23 protein-coding genes are annotated in these 25,731 nt (G+C 61.6%); 11 read left to right on the forward strand and 12 right to left on the reverse strand.

Translation table 11 applies throughout. The features are described 5' to 3' along the window. Positions 1–64: 64 nt before the first annotated feature. The 5 genes from rplS to ffh all read right to left on the reverse strand — a co-directional run bounded on the left by rplS (position 65) and on the right by ffh (position 3,635). A complete protein-coding gene (gene rplS / locus HX786_RS11255) occupies positions 65–415 on the reverse strand; it encodes a 50S ribosomal protein L19 (protein WP_003175895.1) in 351 nt (116 codons plus the stop codon). A 45-nt stretch (positions 416–460) separates the two neighbouring features. Further along, complete coding sequence (gene trmD, locus HX786_RS11260; RefSeq protein WP_256735282.1) at positions 461–1,171, reverse strand: tRNA (guanosine(37)-N1)-methyltransferase TrmD; 711 nt, start codon at positions 1,169–1,171, stop codon at positions 461–463. Between the two features lie 43 nt (positions 1,172–1,214). Next, entirely contained in the window at positions 1,215–1,751 is a 537-nt protein-coding gene (gene rimM / locus HX786_RS11265) for a ribosome maturation factor RimM (RefSeq protein WP_003175898.1), read from the reverse strand. 5 nt (positions 1,752–1,756) lie between these two features. Further along, positions 1,757–2,008 (reverse strand): 30S ribosomal protein S16, encoded by a 252-nt coding sequence (rpsP, locus tag HX786_RS11270; protein WP_003209587.1) that lies wholly within the window; start codon positions 2,006–2,008, stop codon positions 1,757–1,759. Positions 2,009–2,258: 250 nt separating this feature from the next. Continuing rightward, on the reverse strand, positions 2,259–3,635 hold the full coding sequence (ffh, locus tag HX786_RS11275; RefSeq protein ID WP_003209589.1) for a signal recognition particle protein: 1,377 nt from the start codon (positions 3,633–3,635) through the stop codon (positions 2,259–2,261). A 234-nt stretch (positions 3,636–3,869) separates the two neighbouring features. Between ffh and HX786_RS11280 the strand changes: the two genes are divergently transcribed. The 3 genes from HX786_RS11280 (at position 3,870) to HX786_RS11290 (ending at position 7,465) form a co-directional block, all read left to right on the forward strand. Beyond that, complete coding sequence (locus tag HX786_RS11280) at positions 3,870–4,682, forward strand: inner membrane protein YpjD (protein ID WP_010176828.1); 813 nt, start codon at positions 3,870–3,872, stop codon at positions 4,680–4,682. A 12-nt stretch (positions 4,683–4,694) separates the two neighbouring features. Next, entirely contained in the window at positions 4,695–5,933 is a 1,239-nt protein-coding gene (locus HX786_RS11285; protein ID WP_178912063.1) for a transporter associated domain-containing protein, read from the forward strand. 221 nt (positions 5,934–6,154) lie between these two features. Then, a complete protein-coding gene (locus HX786_RS11290) occupies positions 6,155–7,465 on the forward strand; it encodes an MFS transporter (RefSeq protein WP_003209595.1) in 1,311 nt (436 codons plus the stop codon). Between the two features lie 126 nt (positions 7,466–7,591). Here HX786_RS11290 and purT read toward each other — a convergent pair whose 3' ends face one another. The 5 genes from purT to HX786_RS11315 all read right to left on the reverse strand — a co-directional run bounded on the left by purT (position 7,592) and on the right by HX786_RS11315 (position 10,853). Further along, positions 7,592–8,773, reverse strand: coding sequence for a formate-dependent phosphoribosylglycinamide formyltransferase (gene purT / locus HX786_RS11295; RefSeq protein WP_023659130.1), 1,182 nt, complete (start codon positions 8,771–8,773; stop codon positions 7,592–7,594). Between the two features lie 69 nt (positions 8,774–8,842). Next, positions 8,843–9,310, reverse strand: a complete 468-nt coding sequence (locus tag HX786_RS11300) for a hypothetical protein (RefSeq protein ID WP_003209599.1) — start codon at positions 9,308–9,310, stop codon at positions 8,843–8,845. 164 nt (positions 9,311–9,474) lie between these two features. Further along, complete coding sequence (locus HX786_RS11305) at positions 9,475–9,690, reverse strand: DUF1289 domain-containing protein (RefSeq protein WP_003209601.1); 216 nt, start codon at positions 9,688–9,690, stop codon at positions 9,475–9,477. Beyond that, positions 9,687–10,211, reverse strand: a complete 525-nt coding sequence (locus HX786_RS11310) for a gamma carbonic anhydrase family protein (protein WP_008438249.1) — start codon at positions 10,209–10,211, stop codon at positions 9,687–9,689. The genes HX786_RS11305 and HX786_RS11310 overlap by 4 nt, the downstream gene beginning before the upstream one ends. A gap of 39 nt (positions 10,212–10,250) precedes the next feature. Continuing rightward, positions 10,251–10,853 carry a CoA pyrophosphatase gene (locus HX786_RS11315; protein ID WP_076017515.1) on the reverse strand — a complete coding sequence of 201 codons (603 nt, stop codon included), beginning with the start codon at positions 10,851–10,853 and terminating at the stop codon, positions 10,251–10,253. 146 nt (positions 10,854–10,999) lie between these two features. Here HX786_RS11315 and HX786_RS11320 point away from each other — a divergent pair, with 146 nt between their 5' ends. The 7 genes from HX786_RS11320 (at position 11,000) to nagE (ending at position 19,513) form a co-directional block, all read left to right on the forward strand. After that, complete coding sequence (locus tag HX786_RS11320; protein ID WP_003209606.1) at positions 11,000–11,548, forward strand: NUDIX hydrolase; 549 nt, start codon at positions 11,000–11,002, stop codon at positions 11,546–11,548. 42 nt (positions 11,549–11,590) lie between these two features. Continuing rightward, the gene (locus HX786_RS11325) at positions 11,591–12,094 is read left to right on the forward strand and encodes a murein L,D-transpeptidase family protein (protein ID WP_003209608.1); all 504 of its coding nucleotides are present in this window, start codon (positions 11,591–11,593) and stop codon (positions 12,092–12,094) included. Between the two features lie 263 nt (positions 12,095–12,357). Continuing rightward, positions 12,358–13,116 carry a GntR family transcriptional regulator gene (locus HX786_RS11330; protein ID WP_003209609.1) on the forward strand — a complete coding sequence of 253 codons (759 nt, stop codon included), beginning with the start codon at positions 12,358–12,360 and terminating at the stop codon, positions 13,114–13,116. A gap of 10 nt (positions 13,117–13,126) precedes the next feature. Continuing rightward, positions 13,127–14,233 (forward strand): N-acetylglucosamine-6-phosphate deacetylase, encoded by a 1,107-nt coding sequence (gene nagA, locus HX786_RS11335; RefSeq protein WP_178912064.1) that lies wholly within the window; start codon positions 13,127–13,129, stop codon positions 14,231–14,233. Next, entirely contained in the window at positions 14,214–15,236 is a 1,023-nt protein-coding gene (locus HX786_RS11340) for an SIS domain-containing protein (protein ID WP_023659131.1), read from the forward strand. The genes nagA and HX786_RS11340 overlap by 20 nt, the downstream gene beginning before the upstream one ends. A gap of 36 nt (positions 15,237–15,272) precedes the next feature. Then, on the forward strand, positions 15,273–17,780 hold the full coding sequence (gene ptsP, locus HX786_RS11345; RefSeq protein WP_178912065.1) for a phosphoenolpyruvate--protein phosphotransferase: 2,508 nt from the start codon (positions 15,273–15,275) through the stop codon (positions 17,778–17,780). Between the two features lie 74 nt (positions 17,781–17,854). Then, positions 17,855–19,513, forward strand: a complete 1,659-nt coding sequence (nagE, locus tag HX786_RS11350; protein ID WP_218168906.1) for an N-acetylglucosamine-specific PTS transporter subunit IIBC — start codon at positions 17,855–17,857, stop codon at positions 19,511–19,513. 179 nt (positions 19,514–19,692) lie between these two features. Here nagE and HX786_RS11355 read toward each other — a convergent pair whose 3' ends face one another. Both HX786_RS11355 and purL read right to left on the reverse strand, forming a co-directional pair. Next, the gene (locus tag HX786_RS11355; protein ID WP_177027904.1) at positions 19,693–20,004 is read right to left on the reverse strand and encodes an NGG1p interacting factor NIF3; all 312 of its coding nucleotides are present in this window, start codon (positions 20,002–20,004) and stop codon (positions 19,693–19,695) included. 4 nt (positions 20,005–20,008) lie between these two features. Then, on the reverse strand, positions 20,009–23,905 hold the full coding sequence (gene purL, locus HX786_RS11360) for a phosphoribosylformylglycinamidine synthase (RefSeq protein ID WP_008438262.1): 3,897 nt from the start codon (positions 23,903–23,905) through the stop codon (positions 20,009–20,011). A 287-nt stretch (positions 23,906–24,192) separates the two neighbouring features. Between purL and mltF the strand changes: the two genes are divergently transcribed. After that, on the forward strand, positions 24,193–25,653 hold the full coding sequence (gene mltF, locus HX786_RS11365) for a membrane-bound lytic murein transglycosylase MltF (protein WP_008438264.1): 1,461 nt from the start codon (positions 24,193–24,195) through the stop codon (positions 25,651–25,653). Positions 25,654–25,731 lie beyond the last annotated feature (78 nt).

Consider the following 25,731-nt stretch of genomic DNA (forward strand, 5'->3'; position numbering starts at 1 on the left):
GACAAATTTCAGGCAACAAAAAAGCAGCCCGTAGGCTGCTTTTTTCTGCATCGGGAAGCTGGACTTAAGCCAGTTTTTCCTTGATGCGAGCTGCTTTACCGGACAGGTCACGCAGGTAGTACAGCTTGGCTTTACGTACGTCACCGCGACGTTTAACGGCCATGCTGTCGATTTGCGGGCTGTAGGTCTGGAAAGTACGCTCTACGCCAACACCGTTGGAGATTTTACGAACAGTGAAAGCACTGTTCACACCACGGTTACGCTTGGCAATTACCACGCCTTCGAACGCTTGCAGACGCGAACGGTCGCCTTCCTTCACTTTCACCTGAACGACAATGGTGTCGCCCGGGGCAAAGGTAGGGATCTCTTTGGTCATCTGCTCTGCTTCGAGTGCAAGGATGATTTTGTTAGTCATGCTGTGCTCCTAAGGTAAGTCGTCGGACCTACCATCGATACGTTGTTAACTATCGTCCCGCCCGAGGATGTATTCCTCGAGCAGCTTCTTCTCTTCTCCAGAAAGCGAGCGGCTTTCCAGAAGATCGGCGCGTCGTTCATAGGTCCGCCCGAGGGACTGCTGTAAACGCCAACGCCGGATGTGTGCGTGATTGCCACTTAGCAATACGTCGGGAACACGCTGATCCGCATACACCTCCGGTCGGGTGTAGTGCGGGCAATCCAGCAAACCATCCGTGAAGGAATCTTCCTCCGCGGAGTCCGCATGCCCTAAAGCTCCAGGCAGCAGTCGTGTAACCGCATCTATCAGGACCATCGCCGGCAGCTCGCCGCCAGACAGGACATAGTCCCCAATCGACCACTCTTCATCGACATGAGCATCAATAAAACGCTCGTCAATGCCTTCATAGCGACCGGCAATCAGGATTAATGCTTCCAGATTCGCCAACTCGCGTACCGCCGACTGATTCAGCTGACGGCCTTGAGGGGACAGGTAAATTACCTTCGCCCTCTCCCCGGCGGCTGCCTTGGCCTGAACCAACGCATCTTCCAGGGGCTTGATCTTCATCACCATGCCCGGGCCACCGCCAAATGGGCGATCGTCCACAGTGTGATGTCGATCCGTCGTGTAGTCTCGCGGGTTCCAACAGGTGAGCTGCAAGAGCCCCTGTTTCACCGCCCGACTGGTGATGCCGTACTCGCTGATGGCGGAAAACATCTCGGGAAACAAACTGATCACTTCAACGCGCAGGTTAGCCACGTTAGAAGTCCGCGTCCCATTCCACCTTCATCTCGCCCGCTGCCAGGTCGACGGCCAACACGCATTGCTCGGTATAGGGCAACAGGCGTTCGCGATCATCCAGGCTGCCAGCGCAAGGCTTGACCACCATTACATCATTGGCGCCGGTTTCCAGAAGATGATCGATTTTCCCGAGCAATTGCCCGAGTTGATCAATAACCTTCAGACCTTCCAGCTGGTACCAGTAGTACTCGCCGTCGGTCAATTCAGGGAACAGGTTGCGCGGCACGCAGATCTCATAACCGGCCAGAAGACGAGCTTCTTCACGATCATCAAGACCCTTGAGCTTTGCGACCAGGAACTTGTCGCTCCCGCGTCCACTGACCAGCTCTACCTGTTTCACACTACCTTCGCGCTTGAGCGTCCAGGTCTTGTACTGCAACAGGTTTTCAGTCGGATCAGTAAAGGAATACACCTTCACTTCGCCGCGAACGCCATGAACAGAATAAATCTTGCCGATAACGATCAAATCATCAGCTACCGCTGGCGTCGCGTTCATATTGCTCAGGCCGCAGCCTTAGATGCATCCTTCAACAACTGAGCAACGCGCTCAGAAGGTTGTGCACCAACGCTCAGCCAGTAGGCTACGCGCTCTTGGTTCACGGACAGACGGACTTCTTGACCACGAGCGATCGGGTTGAAGAAGCCAACTTGTTCCTTGTGAGAGCCGTCACGTGGGTTGCGGCTGTCAGTTACGGTCAAGTGGTAAAACGGGCGCTTTTTGGAGCCGCCAAGGGCAAGACGGATTGTTAGCATGTGAACATCGTTCCTGTAGTCGGTGCTGCAAATCTAAATGCACAGCGGGCATAGGTGCCCGAAAGGCCGCATATTCTAAGGAATATCCGGACTTTTGCAAATGTCTTTTTCTGGCGCCTATCAGCGTGCCATTCAGATCTGCTATAGAGCCGTCGGTTAAAACGGCAAGTCAGCTCCCGCCAATGGCGGGTTTGCTGGAGATCCCGCATCCCTGCGGGTCGGAGCAGAAGCGAACTTCTGCTCGAATTCTTTACATTTTCGGCATGCCGCCGCCGGGCAACATACCGCCCATGCCGCGCATCATCTTGGCCATCCCGCCTTTTGCGGAGAATTTCTTCATCATCTTCTGCATCTGCTTGTGCTGCTTGATCAAGCGACCGATGTCCTGCACCTGGGTGCCGGAACCCATGGCGATCCGACGTTTGCGCGAACCGCTGATCAGCTCAGGGTCGCGGCGCTCGGCCGGGGTCATGGAATTGATGATGGCTTCCATCTGCTTGAATTGCTTCTCTGCCGCGCCCTGGGCATTGCCCATTTGCGCCAGGTTCACGCCGCCGATGTTCGGCAGCTTGTCCATCAGGCCGCCGAGGCCGCCCATGTTCTTCATCTGTTGCAGCTGGTCGCGGAAGTCTTCGAGGTCGAAGCCCTTGCCCTTCTTCAGCTTTTTAGCCAGCTTGTCGGCCTTGTCCTTGTCGAGGGTCGCTTCCGCTTGCTCGATCAGGCTGAGCACGTCGCCCATGCCGAGGATACGCGAGGCGATCCGCTCAGGGTGGAACGGCTCGAGCGCTTCGCTCTTCTCGCCCATACCGATGAACTTGATCGGCTTGCCGGTAATGGCGCGTACCGACAAGGCGGCACCGCCACGGGCATCGCCGTCGACCTTGGTCAGGATCACACCGGTCAGCGGCAGCGCATCACCAAAGGCCTTGGCGGTATTGGCCGCATCCTGGCCGGTCATGGCATCGACCACGAACAGGGTTTCTACCGGGTTGATCGCGGCATGCAGCGCCTTGATCTCGCCCATCATCTCTTCGTCGATGTGCAGGCGACCGGCGGTATCGACGATGACCACGTCGATGAATTTCAGCTTGGCTTCTTTAATAGCCGCCTGGGCAATATCGACCGGCTTCTGGCTCAGGTCGGACGGGAAGAAGGTCACGCCCACTTCGCCCGCGAGCATTTCCAGCTGTTTAATAGCCGCCGGACGGTAAACGTCGGCAGACACCACCATCACCGACTTCTTCTTGCGCTCTTTAAGGAAGCGCGCCAGTTTGCCGGCGGTGGTGGTCTTGCCCGCACCTTGCAGACCGGCCATCAGCACAACGGCTGGCGGCACGGCGCTGAGGTTCAAATCTTCGTTGGCCGCGCCCATCAGGCTTTCGAGTTCGGCCTGGACGATCTTCACAAAGGCCTGGCCCGGCGTCAGGCTGCGGGACACTTCGGTGCCGACCGCGCGCTCTTTGACCGAGTTGACGAAGTCCTTCACCACCGGCAAGGCGACGTCGGCTTCCAGCAACGCCATGCGCACTTCACGCAGGGTGTCTTTAATATTGTCCTCGGTCAGCTTGGCCTTGCCGGTGACATGGCGCAGCGTCTGCGAGAGACGGTCAGTCAGATTTTCAAACATGCGCGATCCTTTCAGGCCCTATTCATCGAAATGCATTGTTAGACCGAGGTAATGGCGGCCCAGGCTGTGGTAAATCGCTATTAAAAACAGCGCTCGGCGAGCCTGCGGCGTGGGCAGGTCGCGGATTATAGCGAAGACTGTCGCCATGCACACCCGCTGTCTGGCCTGAGAGTCTTTCGTGTTACGCAGGTGTATGCCAAACTCAGCGCCTTTCGGGCCTGCTTAACAGGATTTATGCTCCCTTTGTCACCCAGTTTGCTACCCAGCCTCGCCGCCGCCATCTTGTATGCCGCTGCGACCCTCTATCAGGGCACTCGTCTGGCCCAAGGCGCCAAGGCCGACAAACGCCTGCTGGTAGGCCTTGGCGTCCTCGCCCTGCTGGCTCACGCCGCCAGCCTGTTCACGCACTTGATGACGCCGGTCGGCCTGGGCCTGGATTTCTTCAGCGCTGCCAGCCTGATTGCCGCCGCGGTGATCGCGCTGACCCTGATGGCCTGCTACCGGATCCCGGTGGAGAACCTGCTGGTGCTGTTGTTCCCGCTCGGGATGCTGACGGTGCTGCTGGCGCAATTCACACCGACCGGCACCGTGCAGGTCATTGATGAAGAGCCGGGCATCCTCGCCCACATCCTGCTGTCGATCCTCGCCTACGGCATGTTCACCATCGCGGTGTTCCAGGCCTTGCTGCTGCTGTTGCAAGACCACCAGCTCAAGCACAAGCACCCGTCCGGGCTGATCAAGAACTTCCCGCCGCTGCAAACCATGGAAAGCCTGCTGTTCGGCTTCCTCTGGGCCGGCTGGACGCTGCTGTCGCTGTCGCTGATCTCCGGCTGGCTGTTCGTCGAGAACCTGTTTGCCCAGCACCTTGTGCATAAAACCCTGCTGGCCTGCCTGGCCTGGGTGGTGTTCAGCGTGCTGCTGTGGGGCCGCAACCGTCTCGGCTGGCGCGGGCACAAGGCGATCCGCTGGACCCTGGCCGGTTTCTGCCTGCTGATGCTGGCCTATTTCGGCAGCAAGCTGGTTCGCGAATACATCCTGCATATCTGACGGGCAGCCGACATGGACAACTTGCCCTTGGGGCCGATGCTTGCGGTAGTAGCCTTGCTGGTTTTATGGTCGGCGCTGTTTACCGCCATCGAAGCCGCCCAGCAACATTTGCTGGCCCTGCGCCCCGGCACCCGCCAGGGTGACAAAGCCGCCGCCCGCCTGAACTTCCCGCGCAACAGCCTGATCCTCTGCAACACCCTGTGCCGCGCCGTGGTGGTGATTCTCTGCACCCTGCTGGCGATCTACGCCTGGGCGCAAAACGGCCCGTGGCTCGGCTGGGTGATCTCCAGCGCGGTGCTGCTGGTGCTGGCCGACTATCTTCCGCGTGCCCTGGCCACTCGCCACCCGCAAACCATCCTTGGCTTCGGCAATACCTTGCTGAGCGTGCCGCTGAAAATCCTTTATCCGCTGGCCTGGCTGCTCAACGGTGTCAGCCTGTTGCTGCTGCGCCCGTTCACCCGCAAGCCCGGGCTGGTCAAGAAGAGCGACGAGCCGCAGCCGGACCAGGACGACGAGCCGGAAGCCGAAATCCCCAACACCCGCGCGCCGGGCATGCCGGGCATCCACGCCCTGGACAACATCACCGTCAACGACATCCTGGTGCCCCGCAGCGAAGTGGACGGCATCAACCTGGATGACCCGGTAGAGGAAATCATCGAGCAACTGCGGGTTTCCACCCGAACCCGGCTGCCGGTGTTCCACAGCGATATCAACCAGGTCGAGGCGGTGCTCAACACGCGGCAGATCCGCCACCTGCTGCCGGACGCCAGCCTGACCAAGGAAGCCCTGCTGGAGGCCTGTCACGAGCCCTACTTCGTCCCGGAAAGCACGCCGCTGCAACTGCAATTGCTGAACTTCCACAAGCAACAGCGCCGCCTGGGCATGGTGGTGGATGAATACGGCGAAGTGCTGGGCATCGTGACCCTGGAAGATATTCTTGAAGAAATCGTCGGTGAGTTCGAAAGCGAGCAGCACCTCGACAACCCGCACATCCAGCCGCAACTGGATGGCCGCTACGTGATCGACGGCGCCGCCTCGATCCGTGACTTGAACAAAACCCTCGGCTGGCACCTGCCCAGCGACGGCCCCAAGACCCTCAACGGCCTGGTGACCGAAGCGCTGGAGACCATCCCGGACTGCGCCGTGTGCCTGAAAATCGGCCGTTATCGCCTGGAAATCCTCGAGACCGAGGACAACCGCGTCGCCAAGGTACTGATCTGGCACACCAGCACGGTGCCGGTCGCCGCTTAAGCCCCTTGTTGGATCCGCAAACCCCTTCCTATAATCGGGCGGCTTACCCAAGCCCCGCCCGACCGCGTGCTACCCGCACTGAGCGCGTCCAGGCACCGCTTTACCGTGTCTGACCGGTGTTTGCTCCCATCCCGAGCCGCCCCGCGCACAACCCTGATCCATGGGTGTTCGACCAATAATAATCCGCGTCCAAACGCGCAATGACCGTCAGGGATACCTCAATGAGCACCACCTATAACGAGACGGCGACCGCCGCCCCGACCAACTCGACGGCCCGGGTCGCCACCGCGAGCATCATCGGCACCGCCATCGAGTTCTACGACTTCTATATCTACGCAACTGCCGCCGCGCTGGTGATCGGCCCGGTGTTCTTCCCGCAAACCTCCGGCACGGCGCAGATGCTCGCCTCGTTCCTGACCTTCGGTATCGCGTTTATCGCGCGGCCACTGGGCTCGGCGCTGTTCGGCCACTTTGGTGACCGGATTGGCCGCAAGTCGACACTGGTGGCTTCCCTGCTGCTGATGGGCGTGTGCACCACGCTGATCGGCTTGCTGCCCGGATATGACAGCATCGGCGCCTGGGCACCGATCCTGCTCTGCGTACTGCGCTTCGGCCAGGGCCTCGGGCTTGGCGGCGAATGGGGCGGCGCGGCGTTGCTGGCCACCGAGAACGCCCCGAAGGGCAAACGCGCCTGGTTCGGCATGTTCCCGCAACTGGGCCCGTCGATTGGCTTTCTGGCGGCCAACGGGCTGTTCCTGATCCTGGCCATGAGCCTGAGCGACGAACAGTTCCGCAGCTGGGGCTGGCGCATTCCGTTCATTCTCAGCGCGGCGCTGGTAATGGTGGGGCTGTATGCGCGGCTCAAACTGCATGAAACGCCGGTGTTCGCGAACGCCGTGGCCAAGGAAGCGCCGGTGAAGGTGCCGCTGGTGGAACTGTTCAGCCAGCATTGGCTGCCGGTCCTGCTGGGTGCGGCCTCGATGGTGGTGTGTTATGCGCTGTTCTATATCACCACCGCGTTTTCCCTGAGCTACGGCGTGTCTACGCTGGGTTACAGCCGTGAAACCTTCCTCGGGCTGTTGTGCTTCGCGGTGCTGTTCATGGGCGCGGCGACGCCGCTGGCGGCGTGGGCCAGCGACCGTTACGGGCGTAAGCCGGTGCTGATTGTGGGGGCGATTCTGACCATCCTCTCCGGCTTCACCATGGAGCCGTTGCTGACCCACGGTTCAACCTGGGCCGTGGCACTGTTCCTGGCGCTGGAGCTGTTCCTGATGGGCGTGACGTTTGCCCCGATGGGCGCGATGTTGCCGGAACTGTTCCCGACCCGCGTGCGTTATACCGGTGCTTCGGCGGCGTATAACCTGGGTGGGATCGTGGGTGCGTCGGCGGCACCGTTCTTCGCGACCAAGCTGGTGGCGATGGGCGGTTTGAGTTATGTCGGCGGGTATGTGTCGGCGGCAGCGGTGATCAGCTTGATTGCTGTGTTGTGCCTGAAAGAGACGCGCAATAACGATTTGAACAAGGTCGCCTGATGATGATCATTCCCACGCTCTGCGTGGGAATGCATCCGGTGACGCTCTGCGTCACGCCCTTAAGAGCGGACGCGGAGCGTCCAGCGCGGCATTCCCACGCGGAGCGTGGGAACGATCGGCGGGGGGTTACAGCTCTACAACAACAGCCTTCGAAGCACGAGTGGCTTTAGCCCGCGCTGCCTCAATCGACTCATCCCGCGCCAACGCCACGCCCATACGGCGCTGGCCATTCACTTCCGGCTTGCCGAACAAACGCAACGCCGTATCCGGCTCGCTCAAGGCTGCACCCAGGTTGGAAAACGCCGTCTGGGTCGACTTGCCTTCCACCAGGATCACCGCCGAAGCCGAAGGCCCGAACTGACGGATCAACGGGATCGGCAGGCCGAGAATTGCCCGCGCATGCAGGGCGAACTGCGACAAGTCCTGGGAAATCAGGGTCACCAGGCCAGTGTCATGGGGGCGCGGCGACACTTCGCTGAACCACACCTGATCGCCCTTGATAAACAGCTCGACGCCAAACAGACCACGACCACCCAACGCTTCGGTTACCGCCTTGGCAACGCGCTCGGATTCCGCCAGTGCAATCGGGCTCATGGCCTGTGGCTGCCAGGATTCCTGATAGTCGCCCTTCTCCTGACGGTGACCGACAGGCGCACAGAAGGTAGTGCCGCCAATGTGGCGCACGGTCAGCAGGGTGATTTCGTAGTCGAAGTCGATAAAGCCTTCGATGATCACGCGGCCCTTGCCGGCACGCCCGCCTTCCTGGGCGTAATCCCAGGCTTTCTGCACGTCATCGGCGCTGCGCAGCAGGCTCTGGCCCTTGCCCGACGAACTCATCACCGGCTTGACCACACACGGGAAGCCCAGGTCGGTGACGGCCTTGCTGTAGTCCTCGAAGGTGTCGGCGAAGTGGTACGGCGAGGTCGGCAGGTCCAGCTCTTCGGCGGCCAGGCGACGGATGCCTTCGCGGTTCATGGTCAGCAACGTCGCGCGGGCGGTCGGGATCACGGTGAAGCCTTCGGCTTCCAGCTCCACGAGGGTGGCGGTGGCGATCGCTTCGATTTCCGGCACGATGAAGTGCGGCTTTTCGGCTTCGATCACGGCACGCAGGGCGGCGCCATCGAGCATGTTGATCACGTGGCTGCGGTGGGCAACCTGCATGGCCGGTGCGTTGGCGTAGCGATCCACGGCAATCACTTCAACGCCCAGGCGTTGCAGTTCGATTACCACTTCCTTGCCCAGCTCACCGCAGCCACACAGCATTACGCGGGTCGCGGTTGGCGACAATGGAGTTCCGATTCGGGTCATCTCAGGTCCTCAGGGGAGCGGATCGTGGGGAGAAAGGCCGGCATTTTACATGAACTGTAAGGATTGGCTTCAGTTGGCGACGCGCTGCCGGCGCAAACGCCAGGCCATGGCCAGCCACACCACGGTAACGCCGGCGAATTTCGACACCAGGGCAGTGCCGGCGACCGCGGGCGTCAAGGCGCCGATCAGGCCGAAAAAGATGAAGGTATCGAGGGGGATACTCAGCGCCGAACTTATCCACAGGCGGTCGTGGAGTGGGCGCTTGGTGATGCTGAACACCAGCCAGTCAATGCATTCGGACACCGCGAACGCCGTGGCGCTGGCCAGGGCGATGGACGGATCGGAGGTGATATAGGACAGCACCAGCGCCGCCAGCATGGCGATGATCGCGCCATGGCCGAAACGGGTTTGCACCATGTCCCGCAGGACAAATACCAGACCGCCCCAGGCAGACCAGATCACATCCAGGTGCGGAGCGGTAGAAAAGGCGAAGTTGATCAGCACGACGCTGCTGATGTAGGCAATCAGGAAGAACATGGGGCGAGGGACCTGTGAACAAGGGGCACAGGGTACTTCACATTTGGAAATATGTCGTCTGGGCGGGCCCTTTCGCGAGCAAGCCCGCTCCCACATTTTGAACGCATTCCTCCAAGATAAACGCAATCAAATGTGGGAGCGGGCTTGCTCGCGAAAGCGGTCTATCAGGCGCCGGACTTCCCCGGAATCATCCACACCAGCCCACTCGCCTTCGCCCGCTCATGGCACAACCCCAGCACTACCCGGCGCTCGGTATTGTCCATGCGACTCCAGCGGGTAATCTCTTCCACCGTGCGCTGGCATCCCGTGCAGATATCATCGTCATCCAGCGCACAAATGCTCACGCACGGCGAGGCGACGGGTCGTTCTACCGGGTTCATTCTTCCTGCTCAACCAGATCACGGGCATACCGCTGGGCGTTATGCACATAGTGCGCAGCGCTGGCCTCGAGCATTTTCTTCTGCACGTCGGTCAGTTCCCGCACCACCTTGCCCGGCGAGCCCATCACCAACGAACCATCGGGAATTTCCTTGCCCTCGCCGATCAGCGAATTGGCGCCGATGATGCAGTGCTTGCCGATCTTCGCCCCGTTAAGAATCACCGCATTGATGCCAATCAGGCTGTAATCGTCGACGGTGCAGCCATGCAACATGGCGTTATGGCCGATGGTCACGCCGGTGCCGAGGGTCAGCGGGTAACCCATGTCGGTGTGCATCACGCTGCCGTCCTGCACGTTGCTGTTCTTGCCGATCAGGATCAGTTCGTTGTCGCCGCGCAACACCGCGTTGAACCAGACGTTGGCGCCCTCCTCCAGTTTGACCTTGCCCACCAGCGTGGCATTGGGGGCCACCCAGCTGTTGGGATGGGTTTCGACTCGGGCGTCGCCCAGGCGGTATTTCATAGGTGGATCCTCACGGCAGGAACGATGGCCATCTGGCTCTTAGGTATTGATGAAGCTTTTCGGCGGTCGATGCAGGCTAATGTCGGCATCGTCATAGAGCAGATTGATCAGCTCGACGATCATGATCGCCGTCAGGCCCCAGATCTTGTATTCGCCAAACCGGTAACTGGGCACGTACCAACTGCGGCCCTGGTAATCGATACGGTGGGTATGTTCGCGCGGGTCCTGGCGAAAAAACTCCAGGGGCACGCTGAACACAGCGGCGATCTCGGCGTCATTGGCCAAGTATTCGACGTAATCGGGGATAACGCCTACATAAGGCGTGACACGGATACCGTGCAGGGAAATCAGCGGGCTCAACGGGCCGATGACTTCCACCAGGCCCGGCGGCAGGCCGATTTCTTCTTCGGCTTCGCGCAGCGCGGTGAATATCAGGTCGGGGTCTTCCGGGTCGCGGCGCCCGCCAGGGAATGCCACTTCGCCGCCATGGGTGGATAACCCGCTGGCGCGCAAGGTCAGGATCAGCTCGGGTTCGTCACTGCGGGTGATCGGCACCAGTACCGCCGCTTCCGGGAAACGACCGTCGGTCTCCAGCGTGCGTGGCGTATGATTGCTTACCCGGCGAAGTAGCTCGTCCAGCATGAGTCATCTCGGTCTGTTGGCTACCTTGCATCATGCACCAAACCTTGCGCACGCCCAACCCCAAAACCCTGGCCATGTCGCTAAACGACAACTTGCAGCCCATACCCGGTCACGCCAAGATAGGCGCACTCTCCAGGAACCCCAGCATGAACTTCTGCAGCCAGTGCGGTAAACCGGTCACCCAGCGCATTCCCGAAGGCGACGCACGCCTGCGTTATGTCTGCGATCACTGTCAGACCATTCACTACCAGAACCCCAATATCGTCGCGGGCACCGTACCGGTGTGGGGCGACCAGGTGCTGCTGTGCCGGCGCGCCATCGAGCCGCGCCTGGGTTTCTGGACCTTGCCCGCCGGCTTCATGGAGAACGGCGAGACCGTCGAGCAGGCCGCGATGCGCGAAACCCTGGAAGAAGCCTGCGCCCGGGTGCGCAACCTGAGCATCTACACCCTGATCGACGTGCCGCACATCAGCCAGGTGCACATCTTCTACCGGGCCGAACTGATCGACCTGGATTTTGCCGCCGGTCCCGAAAGCCTTGAAGTGCGCTTATTCGATGAAGCCGACATCCCTTGGTCCGAGCTGGCTTTCCGCACGGTCGGGCGTACCTTAGAATGCTTTTTTGCTGACCGCCGGCAACAGTCGTATCCGGTGCGCAGCGAATCGGTGCCGCCGCTGACCCAGTTGGCCAAATAACAATCCAGGCGGCACGTAGTCTTTTCAGGGGATACCGTTTCAATGCGTTGGTTGCTTGCTCTGATCTGCCTGTCGTTTGCCACGCTGTCGCCAGCCTCCACCCAAGTGATCCTGGGGGGCAAACCCGTCGAGAAAATCCTGGTGCTCAAGTCGGCCCATCAGTTGCAACTGATCAATGACGGCAAGCCCCTCAGGACCTACCGCATTTCCCTGGGCAAGAACCCCAAGGGCACCAAGCTGATGGAAGGCGACCGCCGCACCCCGGAAGGTTTCTACTGGATCGACTGGCGCAAGACCAGCGACCGCTTCAACCTGGCCATGCACATCTCCTACCCCAATATCAGCGATTCCGCGCGCGCCCGCCGCGAAGGGGTCAAGCCCGGCAGCATGATCATGATCCACGGCACCCCCGACGCCGAGGACTACCCCGAAGAGCTGTTCCACACCCTGGACTGGACCGACGGCTGCATCGGCATGCGCAATGTCGACATGCGCGAAGTCTGGAACCTGGTGAAAGACGGCACGATGATCGAGATTCGTCCGTAATTTCCTGCCCCTCGTAAAATAATTCAAAAAAAATTCCCGCCCCATGGGTGGCCTGCCGGTGAATACCAGTTCACCTCGGCAAGCTGCGCGCTTCTGCCTGAAATAAAGACCTCTCTAATACCACTTGAACTGGCGCACTATTAAGGCGCCCGCAAACGCTCGCCTGCACTGTTTTCGCTGCATTGACATGGTATTTAAGTGGTATTAGCTTGCGATCACTACCGGGCGACAACACTCCAATAACCGCATCGGAAACCGACACGATGAACCCCATCCTGGCCCTGCGCCCCGACGATAAACAATCGACGCCGCTGTATCTGCAACTGGCCCGCAACCTCGAAGCCGCGATTCATGCCGGCCAGTGGAAATCCGAGCAGGCTTTGCCGTCGGAACGTGCCCTCAGCGAGCAACTGAGCATTTCCCGGGTGACCGCCCGCAAGGCGCTGGAAGTGCTGTTCGAACAAGGTCTGATCCGTCGCAGCCAAGGCTCCGGAACCTTCATCACGCCACGCCTGGAACAACCGCTGTCGCGCCTCTCGGGCTTCAGCGAAATGCTCCGGCTCAAGGGCTTTGTGCCGACTTCCCAGTGGCTCGAGCGCGACATCACCCCGCCGACCCATGAAGAATTGATTCGCCTGGGCCTGTCACCCAGCGACAAAGTCGCGCGGCTCAAGCGTTTGCGTAAGGCCGACGACACGGTGATGGCGATTGAAATGACCGCCATGCCCGCCTCCGTCCTCCCCCACCCGCAGGCCATCGGCAACTCGCTCTACGAATACCTGGAAAGCATCGGCAAGCCCATCGTGCGCGCCCTGCAACACATCCAGGCGATCAACGCCTCGGACGAGTTCGCAGCCCTGGTGGGCATCGCCCCTGGCACCGCCATGCTGCTGATGACCCGGGTGGGCTACACCGCCGACAACACCCCGATTGAAATCACCGACACCTACTGCCGCAACGACTACTACGACTTCGTCGCAGAACTGCGCCGCCACGACTATTCCGCTGAACTGCGAATTTAGAGAACTGCCCATGTCCGAAGACAATATCCTCACGCCACACGGCTGGATTCGCGGCCGCCTGGTGCACCAGCACGGCAAGGTCACTGCCGTAGAAGGCAGCCCGTGCAACCCGGCTGACAACAACCTGCCGTACCTGCTGCCAGGCTTTATCGACCTGCACGTGCACGGCGGTGGCGGCAAAGACATCATGGAAGGCACCGACGCCTTCCACACCATCACCCGCACCCACGTGCGGTTTGGCACCACCTCGCTGCTGGCCACCACCATGACCGCGCCGGTGGATGAGATTTCCCGCGTGCTCGGCGAAATCGGCACCTATTGCGAAAGCCGCCCGACCGGCACCGCTCGTGTCCTGGGCGTGCACCTGGAAGGCCCCTACATCAATCCGGGAAAACTCGGCGCACAACCGAACTTCGCCCACACCGCCTTGATGGCCGAAGTCGAAGAATACCTGCGCCTGGCGCCGATCCGGGTGATCACCATTGCTCCGGAAATCGCCGGCCATGACGGCCTGATCCGCGCCCTCAGCGAACGTGGCGTGCGCATGCAGATCGGCCACACCCTGGGCAGCTATGAAGAAGGTGTCGCCGCCCTCGCCGCCGGGGCCACCAGCTTTACCCACTTGTACAACGCCATGAGCCCGCTGCATCACCGCGAGCCCGGCATCGTCGGCGCGGCCCTGGCCCACGCCAAATACGCCGAGTTGATTCCCGACCTGCTGCACGTGCACCCCGGTGCCATGCGCGTGGCGCTGCGCTCGATCCCGTGCCTGTACTGCGTCACCGATTCCACCGCCGCTGCCGGCATGCCCGACGGCGAATACAAGCTGGGCAGCCACACCGTGACCAAGTGCCTGGGCGGCGTCCGCCTTGCCGATGGAACGCTGGCCGGCAGCACCCTGACCATGGACCAGGCGCTGCGCAACCTGGTGAAGATCGGCCTGCCGATCAGCGAAGCCTCACAACGCCTGTCGCAATTTCCTGCGGACTACCTGGGCCTCGAAGAACGCGGTCGCCTGCAACCCGGCAGCTTTGCCGACTGCGTGCGCCTGGACCGCTCCCTGCACCTCACCGACGTAATGGTCGAAGGAGAAACCATTGACTTCAAAAATGCTTGAAGAGGCCCTGGCCTCCTGTGAGGCCGTCGAGGCTCAACTGCAACGCCTGGACCCGCTGCTGGTGGAAGTCGCCGGCCGCCTGCGTCGCCAGCCACCGCAAGTGGCGATGACCATCGCCCGTGGCAGCTCGGACCACGCCGCCAGTTACTTCGCCTACCTGACCATGCAACACCTGGGGATTCCGGTGGCGTCGCTGCCGATGTCGGTGGTGACCATGCTGCAATCGCCGCTCAAGGTCAGCGGGCAAGTGGCGTTCGGTTTCTCACAGTCGGGACAGAGCCCGGACCTGGTCAACAGCCTGCGCCTGTTGCGCAAGCGCGGCGCCTTGAGCATCTCGATGGTCAACGCCGAAGACTCGCCACTGGAAGCCGCCTGCGAATTCCATGTGCCGCTGTGCGCCGGGCCGGAACGCAGCGTCGCCGCCACCAAAAGCTTTATCGCGACCCTGAGCGCCAGCGCCCAGCTGATCGGCCACTGGAATCAGGAAGACGAGTTGCTGCAAGCCTGTAAGGCACTGCCCGAAGGTTTGCGTGAAGCCGCCAGGCAAGACTGGAGCCTGGCCATCGACGCCCTGCGCGACTGCCAGCAACTGATGGTGATCGGCCGTGGCGCCGGTTTTGCCATTGCCCAGGAAGCCGCGCTCAAGCTCAAGGAAACCTCGGCGATCCAGGCCGAAGCCTTCAGCAGCGCCGAAGTGCGCCATGGCCCGATGGCTCTGATCGATGACAACTACCCGCTGCTGGTCTTCGCCCCACGCGGCGCCGAACAAGCCGGCCTGCTGAGCCTGGCCGCAGATATGCGCCAGCGCGGTGCCCGCGTGCTGCTGGCCGCTCCCGATGACATCGCCGAGCGCGACCTGACTCTGAGCCGCGCCGAACACCCGGCCCTGGACCCGATCCTGGCGATCCAGAGTTTCTACGTGATGGCCGCCGGTTTGGCAGAGGCCCGGGGCATGGACCCGGACCAACCGCGTCACTTGAGCAAAGTGACCCGCACCCACTGAGTTGATTGCAGCGTTTTCCTGATGAGTACCGTGCCCATGTCCCACAATAATAAAGACCTCACCCTCAGCGCTCCCCTCAGTGGGCCGGTGCTGACCCTGGGCGACGTTCCCGACGAAGTGTTCGCCAGTGGCGCCATGGGCGACGGCATTGCCATCGACCCGCTCAACGATTGCCTGCACGCGCCGTGTGATGGCGTGATCATCCACGTCGCCCGCACCGGGCATGCGCTGACCATTCGCGCCGATAACGGCGCTGAATTGCTGATGCACGTGGGCATCGACACGGTGGAATTGAATGGCGAAGGCTTTGCGCTGCTGGTCAAGCAAGGTGCGCGCGTCAGCAAGGGCCAGGCACTGGTGCAGTTTGATCTGGACCTGATTGCGCGGCAGTGCAAAAGCCTGGTCAGCTTGATCATCCTGACCAACAGCGAGCTGTTTGAGCTACGGCCGATCACCTTGAAAACAGTGAAGGTCGGCGAGCCGCTGCTGCATGTGGTTGCACGGTTGGCCGGTGCAGCGAAAGTGATTGATGAGTCGGTCACCGAAGCCAGCGCGACTATTCGCATCACCCATCGTGGCGGCCTGCATGCGCGCCCCGCTGCCTTGATCCGCAAGACTGCACAGGCATTCAGCAGCCAGTCGCAGCTGCATTTCGCTGGCAAGTCGGCTTCGTGCGACAGCCTGATCGGCTTGATGGGCCTGGGGATTGGTGAGCAGGACGAGGTGCAGGTCACCTGTCGTGGCAAGGATTGTGAAGCGGCGCTGCAAGCACTGATCGCTGCGCTGTCGGTGGAAGTTGGCGAAGCGCATCACGCTCCAGTGGCCGTCGCCCCACGCCGCGCGAATACCGAAGCCGGAGTACTGCAAGGCGTGTGTGCCGCGCCGGGGTTGGTCTGCGGCCCGTTGTTCCGCCTGAACGGAATCGAGCTGCCGGTGGACCCGGGCAACAACGTGCCGGATGAACAATTGCAGCACCTGGACAGTGCCCTGGAACAGGTGCGTAGCGAAATCCGCCACACCCTGGACCAGGCCCGTCTGCGCAAGGATGTGGAGGAAGAAGAGATCTTCGCCGCCCACCTGGCCCTGCTGGAAGACCCTACGTTGCTGGAGGCCGCCACCGCCGCCATCGAACAGGGCAGCGCCGCCACTCACGCCTGGCGCGATGCGATCCAGGCCCAATGCGCGGTGCTGCTGGCACTGGGTAAACCGTTGTTCGCCGAACGCGCCAACGACCTGCGCGACTTGCAGCAACGCGTGCTGCGGGCGTTGCTGGGCGAGGCCTGGAATTTTGATTTGCCGGCCGGCGCTATCGTCTCGGCCCATGAGCTGACCCCATCGGATCTGCTGCAACTGAGCAATCAACACGCCGCCGGTATCTGCATGGCCGAAGGCGGCGCGACGTCTCATGTGGCGATTCTGGCGCGGGGTAAAGGCTTGCCGTGCGTGGTTGCACTGGGCACTGAATTGCTTGATGTGCCCCAAGGCCAACGCGTGGTGCTGGATGCCGCCAACGGCCGCCTGGAGCTGACGCCGGATGATGCGCGCCACGCCCAGGTTCACCAGTTGCGCGATGCACAGAAACTGCGGCGCCAACAGCAGCACGCGGAGGCTCAAGGCACCGCCAGCACTCAGGATGGCGTGCGTATTGAAGTGGCCGCGAATGTCGCCTCCAGCGCCGAAGCCCAACTGGCCTTCGAGAATAGCGCCGATGGCGTCGGCCTGCTGCGCACAGAATTTCTCTTCGTCGACCGCCGCACCGCGCCCGACGAGCAAGAGCAGCGCCAGGCCTACCAAGCCGTACTGGATGCCATGGGCGACAAATCAGTGATCATCCGCACCATCGACGTCGGCGGCGACAAGCAACTCGACTACCTGCCGCTGCCGTTCGAGACCAACCCGGTGCTGGGCCTGCGGGGCATTCGCATGGCCCAGGTACGCCCGGAACTGCTGGACCAGCAACTGCGTGCCCTTCTCCAGGTCAGCCCGCTGGAACGTTGCCGCATCCTGCTGCCAATGGTCAGCGAAGTCGACGAACTGCTGCACATTCGCCAGCGCCTCGATGAACTGTGCGCCGAGCTGGAACTGACCCAACGCCCGGAACTGGGGGTGATGATCGAAGTGCCCGCGGCGGCGCTGATGGCCGAACAACTGGCCGAGCACGCGGACTTTCTGTCCATCGGCACCAATGACCTATCGCAGTACACCCTCGCCATGGACCGCGACCACGCCGGCCTCGCCGCCCGGGTCGATGCCATGCACCCGGCGCTGTTGCGGCTGATCGCCCAGACGTGCATCGGCGCAGCCAAGCATGGGCGCTGGGTCGGTGTGTGCGGGGCGCTGGCGTCCGACCCGCTGGCCACGCCGGTGCTGATCGGTCTGGGCATCAGCGAGCTGTCCGTCAGCCCGCCGCAAATCGGAGAAATCAAGGACCGTGTCCGTCACCTGGACGCAGCCCAATGCCGGCAACTGAGCCAAAGCCTGCTTAACCTGAGCAGCGCCAAAGCCGTTCGCCAAGCCTGTCAACACCACTGGCCGCTGAGCTGAAAACAACAAGAATAGGGAGACACGCCGTGTACCAATATTTTATCGAAGGGCTGCAACGCCTGGGCCGTGCGCTGATGCTGCCGATCGCGATTCTGCCGATCGCCGGCCTCCTGCTGCGGCTGGGCGACACTGACCTGCTGAACATCGCGGTGATGCACGACGCCGGGCAGGCGATCTTCGCCAACCTGGCGCTGATCTTCGCCATCGGCATTGCCGTGGGTTTTGCCCGCGACAACAACGGCACGGCGGGCCTGGCAGGCGCCATCGGTTACCTGGTGATGGTCTCCACCCTCAAGGTGATGGACGCCAGCATCAACATGGGCATGCTCGCGGGCATCGCCAGCGGCTTGATGGCCGGTGCGCTGTATAACCGCTTCAAGGACATCAAGCTGCCGGAGTACCTCGCATTCTTTGGTGGGCGACGGTTTGTGCCGATCGTCACCGGGTTCTCCGCAGTGGCGCTGGGGGTGATCTTTGGTTTGATCTGGCCACCCGTGCAGCAAGGCATCAACAGCTTCGGCGTGCTGCTGATGGAAAGCGGCAGTTTTGGTGCGTTCGTGTTTGGCGTGTTCAACCGCCTGCTGATCGTCACCGGCTTGCACCATATCCTCAACAACATGGCGTGGTTTGTGTTCGGCACCTTCACCGACCCGACGACCGGCGCGGTAGTGACCGGCGACCTGACTCGCTATTTTGCCGGCGACCCGAAAGGTGGGCAGTTCATGACCGGCATGTTCCCGGTAATGCTGTTCGGCCTGCCGGCGGCGTGCCTGGCGATGTACCGCAATGCACTGCCGGAGCGGCGCAAGATCATGGGCGGGATTTTCCTGTCGATGGCGCTGACCTCGTTCCTGACCGGGGTCACCGAGCCGATCGAATTCGCCTTCATGTTCCTCGCGCCGTTCCTGTACCTGGTGCATGCGCTGCTGACCGGGTTGTCGATGGCGATCACCAACATGCTCAACATTCACCTGGGCTTTACCTTCTCCGGTGGGTTTATCGACATGGTGCTGGGTTGGGGTAAATCCACCAACGGCTGGTTGGTATTCCCGGTTGGGCTGGCGTATGCGGTGATCTACTACAGCGTGTTCAACTACTGCATCCGTCGCTTCAATTTGAAGACGCCCGGGCGTGAGGATATTCAGGTGGTGCAGGCTGAGGCCATGACTGATAACCAGCGGGCCGGCGCTTACATTCGCGCGCTGGGTGGTGCGGAGAATCTACTGAGTGTGGGTGCTTGCACGACGCGTCTGCGGCTGGACATGGTGGATCGCAACAAGGCGGTGGATGCCGAGTTGAAGGCGCTGGGTGCGATGGCGGTGGTTCGACCGGGTAATGGCGGGAGTTTGCAGGTGGTGGTCGGGCCGATGGCGGACAGCATTGCCGATGAGATTCGGTTGGCGATGCCTTCGTATGTTGGCGTCACTCCGGTCGCTGCTGCACCGGTTGAGAAGAGCACGCCAGTGAACGTGCATGAGGCCGAGAAATGGCTGAGTGCGCTGGGCGGTCGGGCCAATGTTTTGCAATTGGATGCGGTGGCGATGACGCGGCTGCGGGTGGAGTTGGGGGATGGTTCGGTGTTGTCGGAATCTCAACTGACGGCGCTGGGTTGCCAGGGTGTGAGCCAGCTTGAGAGTGGGGTTTGGCACTTGCTGATTGGTGACAAGGCTTCGGGGTTGGGTGAGGCGTTGGAGCGGTTGGTCAGTGGCCGTGAGGTTGGGGTAAAAGCCTGAATCTTTGCTGAGCATCAGGGCCTCTTCGCGAGCAAGCCCGCTCCCACATTTTGATCGGTGCCCGTCATGGCAACGCGGTCAAATGTGGGAGCGGGCTTGCTCGCGAATGGCCGTGACAGGCAACAAAAAACCCGCTGACCAAACTGGCCCAGCGGGTTTCTTGTTTTGCAGCCAGCGAATCAAAAATCCGCCAACTGCCACACCTCATACGCCGGTGCCTCATACGGATGGCTCAGTTTCAACGCAGCCACCACAGCCACGATCAACTCATCTGCCACCACCAGCTCAACCTTCCATTCTTCAACCACTTCAACCTGCCCCACCTGCCCGATAAACGGCTGGCTGCCGTCCATCGCGCGGAATTGGCCCTGGCCCAGTACCTGCCAGGCGCAGCTGTCGTAGTTGCCGATGCGCCCGCCGCCGGCTGCGAAGACGGCGGCTTTCACCGTCTCCACGTGGCTGTCGGGCACAAAGAAGCTGAGCTTGTACACCGACTTAGTTCACCCAGACGCGAGCGTTACGGAACATGCGCATCCACGCGCCGTCTTCGTTCCACTCTTCCGGGCGCCACGAGTTCTGCACGGCGCGGAACACACGCTCCGGGTGCGGCATCATGATGGTGACGCGACCGTCGCGGCTGGTCAGCCCGGTGATCCCGCGCGGCGAGCCGTTCGGGTTGGCCGGGTAGCCTTCGGTGACCTTGCCGTGGTTGTCGACGAAACGCAGGGCCACGGTACCGGACAGGTCGGCTTCCAGCAGTGCTTCTTCGCTGGCGAACTCGGCATGGCCTTCACCGTGGGCGATGGCGATTGGCATGCGCGAACCGGCCATGCCCTGCAGGAAGATCGAGTTGGATTCCTGTACCTGGACCATCGCAACCCGCGCTTCGAACTGCTCGGATCGGTTACGCACAAAGTGCGGCCAGAACTCGCTGCCCGGGATCAGTTCGCTGAGGTTGGACATCATCTGGCAACCGTTGCACACACCCAGGGTGAAGCTGTCGTTACGCTCGAAGAAACCCTGGAACGCGTCACGGGCACGGCTGTTGAACAGGGCCGACTTGGCCCAGCCTTCACCGGCACCCAGTACGTCGCCGTAGGAGAAACCACCGCAGGCAACCAGGCCTTTGAACTCATTGAGGTCGACGCGACCGGCGAGGATGTCGCTCATGTGCACGTCGATCGCATTGAAGCCGGCACGGTCGAACGCCGCCGCCATTTCCACCTGGCCGTTGACGCCCTGCTCACGCAGTACGGCCACTTGTGGGCGGATGCCTTTCTTGATGTAAGGCGCGGCGATGTCCTGGTTGACGTCGAAGCTGAGCTTGGTGCTCAGGCCCGGATTGTCTTCTTCCAGGATCACGTCGAATTCCTGCTCGGCGCAGTCGGCGTTGTCGCGCAGGCGCTGGATCTGGTAGCTGGTCTCGGCCCACTGGCGTTGCAGCAAGCGGCGCTGGCCTTCAAACACGGTTTCGCCGTTGAAGACGATGTTGATTTCACCGTTGTTGATCGGCTGGCCAATCACGGCCACGCAGTCGCCCAGGCCAGCGGCGCTGAACTGTGCGAGTACGTCCGGGGTTGCGTCCTGGCGAACCTGGATCACGGCGCCCAGCTCTTCGTTGAACAGGATTGCTGCGATGTCGGCGGAAGTTTCTGCCAGGCCATCGAGGTTCAGGCTCAGGCCGCAGTGACCGGCGAAGGCCATTTCCACGGCGCTGGTCAGCAAACCACCGTCGGAACGGTCGTGGTAAGCCAGCAGGTGGCCGTCGGCGTTCAGGCCCTGGATCACGGCGAAGAAAGCTTTCAGGTCTTCGGCGTCGTCGACGTCCGGGGCCTGCTTGCCGAGCTTGCCGTGCACCTGGGCGAGGATCGAGGCGCCCATGCGGTTCTGACCGCGACCGAGGTCGATCAGGATCAGGTCGGTGGTGCCCTTGTCCATGCGCAGTTGCGGGGTCAGGGTCTGGCGAATGTCGGTGACTGGCGCAAAGCCGGTAACGATCAGCGACAGCGGCGAGGTGACGCTCTTGTCCACGCCTTCATCGTTCCAGCGGGTGGCCATGGACATGGAGTCCTTGCCCACCGGAATGGTGATGCCCAGCTCAGGGCACAGCTCCATGCCGACCGCTTTCACGGTGTCGTACAGGCGCGCATCTTCACCCGGGTGACCGGCAGCGGACATCCAGTTGGCCGACAGCTTGATGTCGGAGATCTTGGCAATACGCGACGCTGCGATGTTGGTCAGGGTTTCGCCGATGGCCATGCGGCCCGATGCCGGGGCGTCCAGCAGCGCCAGCGGAGTGCGTTCGCCCATGGCCATGGCTTCACCGGTGTACACGTCGAAGCTGGTGGCGGTGACGGCAACGTCAGCCACCGGGACCTGCCACGGGCCGACCATTTGATCACGGGCAACCAGACCGGTGATGGTGCGGTCGCCGATGGTGATCAGGAAGCTTTTGCTGGCAACGGCCGGGTGGTGCAGGACGCGCTCCACGCAGTCGGCGATGGCCAGGGTCGACGGGTCGAAATCGTCGCCCAGTTCGTTTTCACGCACGGCCGAACGGTGCATGCGCGGGGCTTTGCCCAGCAGCACTTCCAGCGGCATGTCCACCGGGCTGTTGCCGAAGTGGCTGTCGGTGACCGTCAGTTGCGGCTCGGCAGTGGCTTCGCCGACTACCGCAAACGGGCAGCGCTCGCGCTCGCAAATCGCCTGGAAGCGTTCGAAGTCTGCAGGACCTACCGCCAACACGTAGCGTTCCTGGGATTCGTTGCTCCAGATTTCGTGCGGGGCCATGCCCGGCTCGTCGTTTGGAATGTTGCGCAGTTCAAAACGGCCGCCACGGTCGCCATCGTTGACCAGTTCCGGGAAGGCGTTGGACAAGCCACCTGCGCCGACGTCGTGGATGAAGCTGATGGGGTTCTTGTCACCCAGTTGCCAGCAACGGTCGATGACTTCCTGGCAACGGCGTTCCATCTCAGGGTTTTCACGCTGTACGGAAGCGAAGTCCAGGTCGGCCGAGCTGGTGCCGGTGGCCATGGAGGAAGCGGCGCCGCCACCCAGGCCGATCAGCATCGCCGGGCCACCGAGGACGATCAGCTTGGAGCCGACCAGAATCTCGCCTTTCTGTACGTGTTCGGCGCGGATGTTGCCCATGCCGCCGGCCAACATGATTGGCTTGTGGTAACCGCGCACTTCATCGCCACGCGGGGTGGTGATGGATTGCTCGAAAGTACGGAAGTAACCGGTCAGGGCCGGACGCCCGAATTCGTTGTTGAACGCGGCGCCGCCCAGCGGGCCTTCGATCATGATGTCCAGCGCGGTGACGATGCGCTCAGGCTTGCCGTACGGCACTTCCCACGGCTGTTCGAAGCCCGGGATCTGCAGGTTGGACACGGTGAAGCCGGTGAGGCCGGCCTTTGGCTTGGCGCCACGACCGGTTGCACCTTCGTCGCGAATCTCGCCGCCGGAACCGGTGGCAGCGCCCGGGAACGGGGCAATCGCGGTCGGGTGGTTGTGAGTCTCGACTTTCATCAGGATATGCACCGGCTCTTGCACCGCACCGTACTGGCGGGTTTCAGGGTCCGGGAAGAAACGGCCGGCGACAGAGCCGACGATGACCGAGGCATTGTCCTTATAAGCCGACAGAACGCCTTCGCTGTGCATCACGTAGGTGTTCTTGATCATGCCGAACAGGCTTTTTTCCTGGCTCTGGCCGTCGATGTCCCAACTGGCGTTGAAGATCTTGTGGCGGCAGTGCTCGGAGTTCGCCTGGGCGAACATCATCAGTTCGATGTCGTGCGGGTTGCGCTTCAGACCGATGAAGGCGTTGACCAGGTAGTCAATTTCGTCTTCGGCCAGGGCCAGGCCCAGCTCGGTGTTGGCGGTTTCCAAGGCGGCACGGCCACCACCGAGCACGTCAATCGCGGTCAGCGGCTTGGGTTCGGCGTGGCTGAACAGACCGGCGGCCTGTTCCAGCTGGCTGACGATGATCTGGGTCATGCGGTCGTGCAGGCTGCTGGCGATCAGCTCGGCCTCGGCCTCGCTGAACTGGCCTGCTACATAGAAGGCAATCCCGCGTTCCAGGCGCTGGATTTTGTCCAGGCCGCAGTTGCGGGCGATGTCGCTGGCCTTGCTCGACCAGGGCGAGATGGTGCCGAACCGTGGCAGGACCAGGAACAAGCGGCCGTTAGGCTCTTGAACAGGAACGCTGGGACCGTACTTCAGAAGGCGCGCCAGCACTTGCTGTTCGTCGGCGGTCAAAACGCCAGTAACGTCGGCGAAGTGAGCAAATTCAGCATACAAGCCACTGACAGAAGGTACCTTCTGGCTCAGTTGCTCAAGGAGTTTGCTGTGGCGAAAGGCAGAAAGGGCAGGAGCGCCGCGCAGGATCAACATCTTCGGGACAGCCTCGGGAAGGGGGTGTGCTTTGAGGCCGTGCATTCTAGCGTAAACCGTCGCCAACGGCACCCGAAACGGCACCAGTGGCCGCAGCCGGACGTCAGTTGGCATAAATCGCACGATATCATATGGCCACACAGGCTATTCCGGGCAGTTATTTTAACCGTCACAATCGGCTGCCAAGCCCCGTTTCTGCGGGCTGCAGCCAAGGTTTACGGGCGCTAGCAGACAAGTGCCCCGCTGTCGAGATATGGCGCCGAGGGTCCTTTGCGTATACTGCGCAGATGTTCTCCCCTACTGCTTTACGCCCGCGATGCGCCAAATGGCTCTTCGTTACCGGACTCTTCCTGCTGCTCAGTGCGTGTGTGGATAAACCCAACACGCTCGAGCGAATCAAGGAGGATGGCGTATTGCGGGTGGTCACCCGAAACAGTCCGGCCACTTATTTCCAGGACCGTAACGGCGAAACCGGCTTCGAATACGAACTGGTGAAACGTTTTGCCGACGAGTTAGGGGTAAAGCTCGAGATCGAGGCGGCCGACAACCTGGATGACCTGTTCTCGCAGATCGGCAAACCCAACGGCCCGGTACTGGCCGCCGCCGGCCTGGTCAGCAGTGAGCAGCGTCGCCAGCAAGTGCGTTTCTCCCACCCTTATCTGGAAGTCACCCCGCAGATCATCTACCGCAACGGCCAGTCCCGGCCGACCACCGCGGCAGACCTGGTGGGCAAGAAGATCATGGTGCTCAAGGGCAGCACCCACGCCGAGCAACTGGCGCAGCTGAAAAAACAGTTTCCCGGGATTGAATACGAAGAGTCCGACGCCGTTGAGGTGGTCGACCTGCTGCGCATGGTGGATGAGGGCCAGATCGACCTGACCCTGGTGGACTCCAACGAAGTGGCGATGAACCAGGTGTACTTCCCCAACGTGCGGGTGGCCTTTGACCTCGGTGACGCCAGCCATCAGGCCTGGGCGGTCGCCGCCGGTGAAGACAACAGCCTGCTCAACGAGGTCAACAACTACCTCGACAAGGTGGAAAAGAACGGCACGCTGCAACGCCTGAAAGATCGCTATTACGGGCACGTCGATGTACTCGGCTACATGGGCGCCTACACCTTCGCCCAGCATCTGCAACAGCGCCTGCCCAAATACGAGAAACACTTCCGGGCCTATGCCAAGGAAGAAAAGGTCGACTGGCGCCTGCTGGCGGCCATCGGCTACCAGGAATCACTCTGGCAGCCGGCGGTGACCTCCAAGACCGGCGTGCGCGGCCTGATGATGCTGACCCAGAACACGGCGCAGGCCATGGGCGTGTCCAACCGCCTGGACGCCAAGCAGAGCATCATGGGCGGCGCCAAGTACCTGGCCAAGATCAAGGATGAGCTGGACGACAAGATTGCCGAGCCGGACCGCACCTGGTTTGCCCTGGCGGCGTACAACGTCGGCACCGGCCATTTGGACGACGCGCGCAAGCTGGCCGAAAAAGAAGGCCTGAACCCGAACAAGTGGCTGGACGTGAAGAAAATGCTGCCGCGCCTGTCGCAGAAGCAGTGGTACAGCAAGACGCGTTATGGCTATGCCCGTGGCGGTGAGCCCGTGCATTTTGTGGCGAACATCCGGCGTTACTACGACATTCTGACGTGGGTGACGCAGCCGCAGCTGGAAGGCAACCAGGTGGTCGAAGGCAACCTGCATGTGCCGGGTGTGGACAAGACCAAGCCGACGGAAGAAACCCCGCAGCTGTAATCCCCCGATTCTCCAAACACCACAAAACCAATGTGGGAGCGGGCTTGCTCGCGAAGGCGGTGGTTCAGCCAGCACATG

Source organism: Pseudomonas sp. 21615526, assembly GCF_013386245.1.
GTDB lineage: Bacteria > Pseudomonadota > Gammaproteobacteria > Pseudomonadales > Pseudomonadaceae > Aquipseudomonas.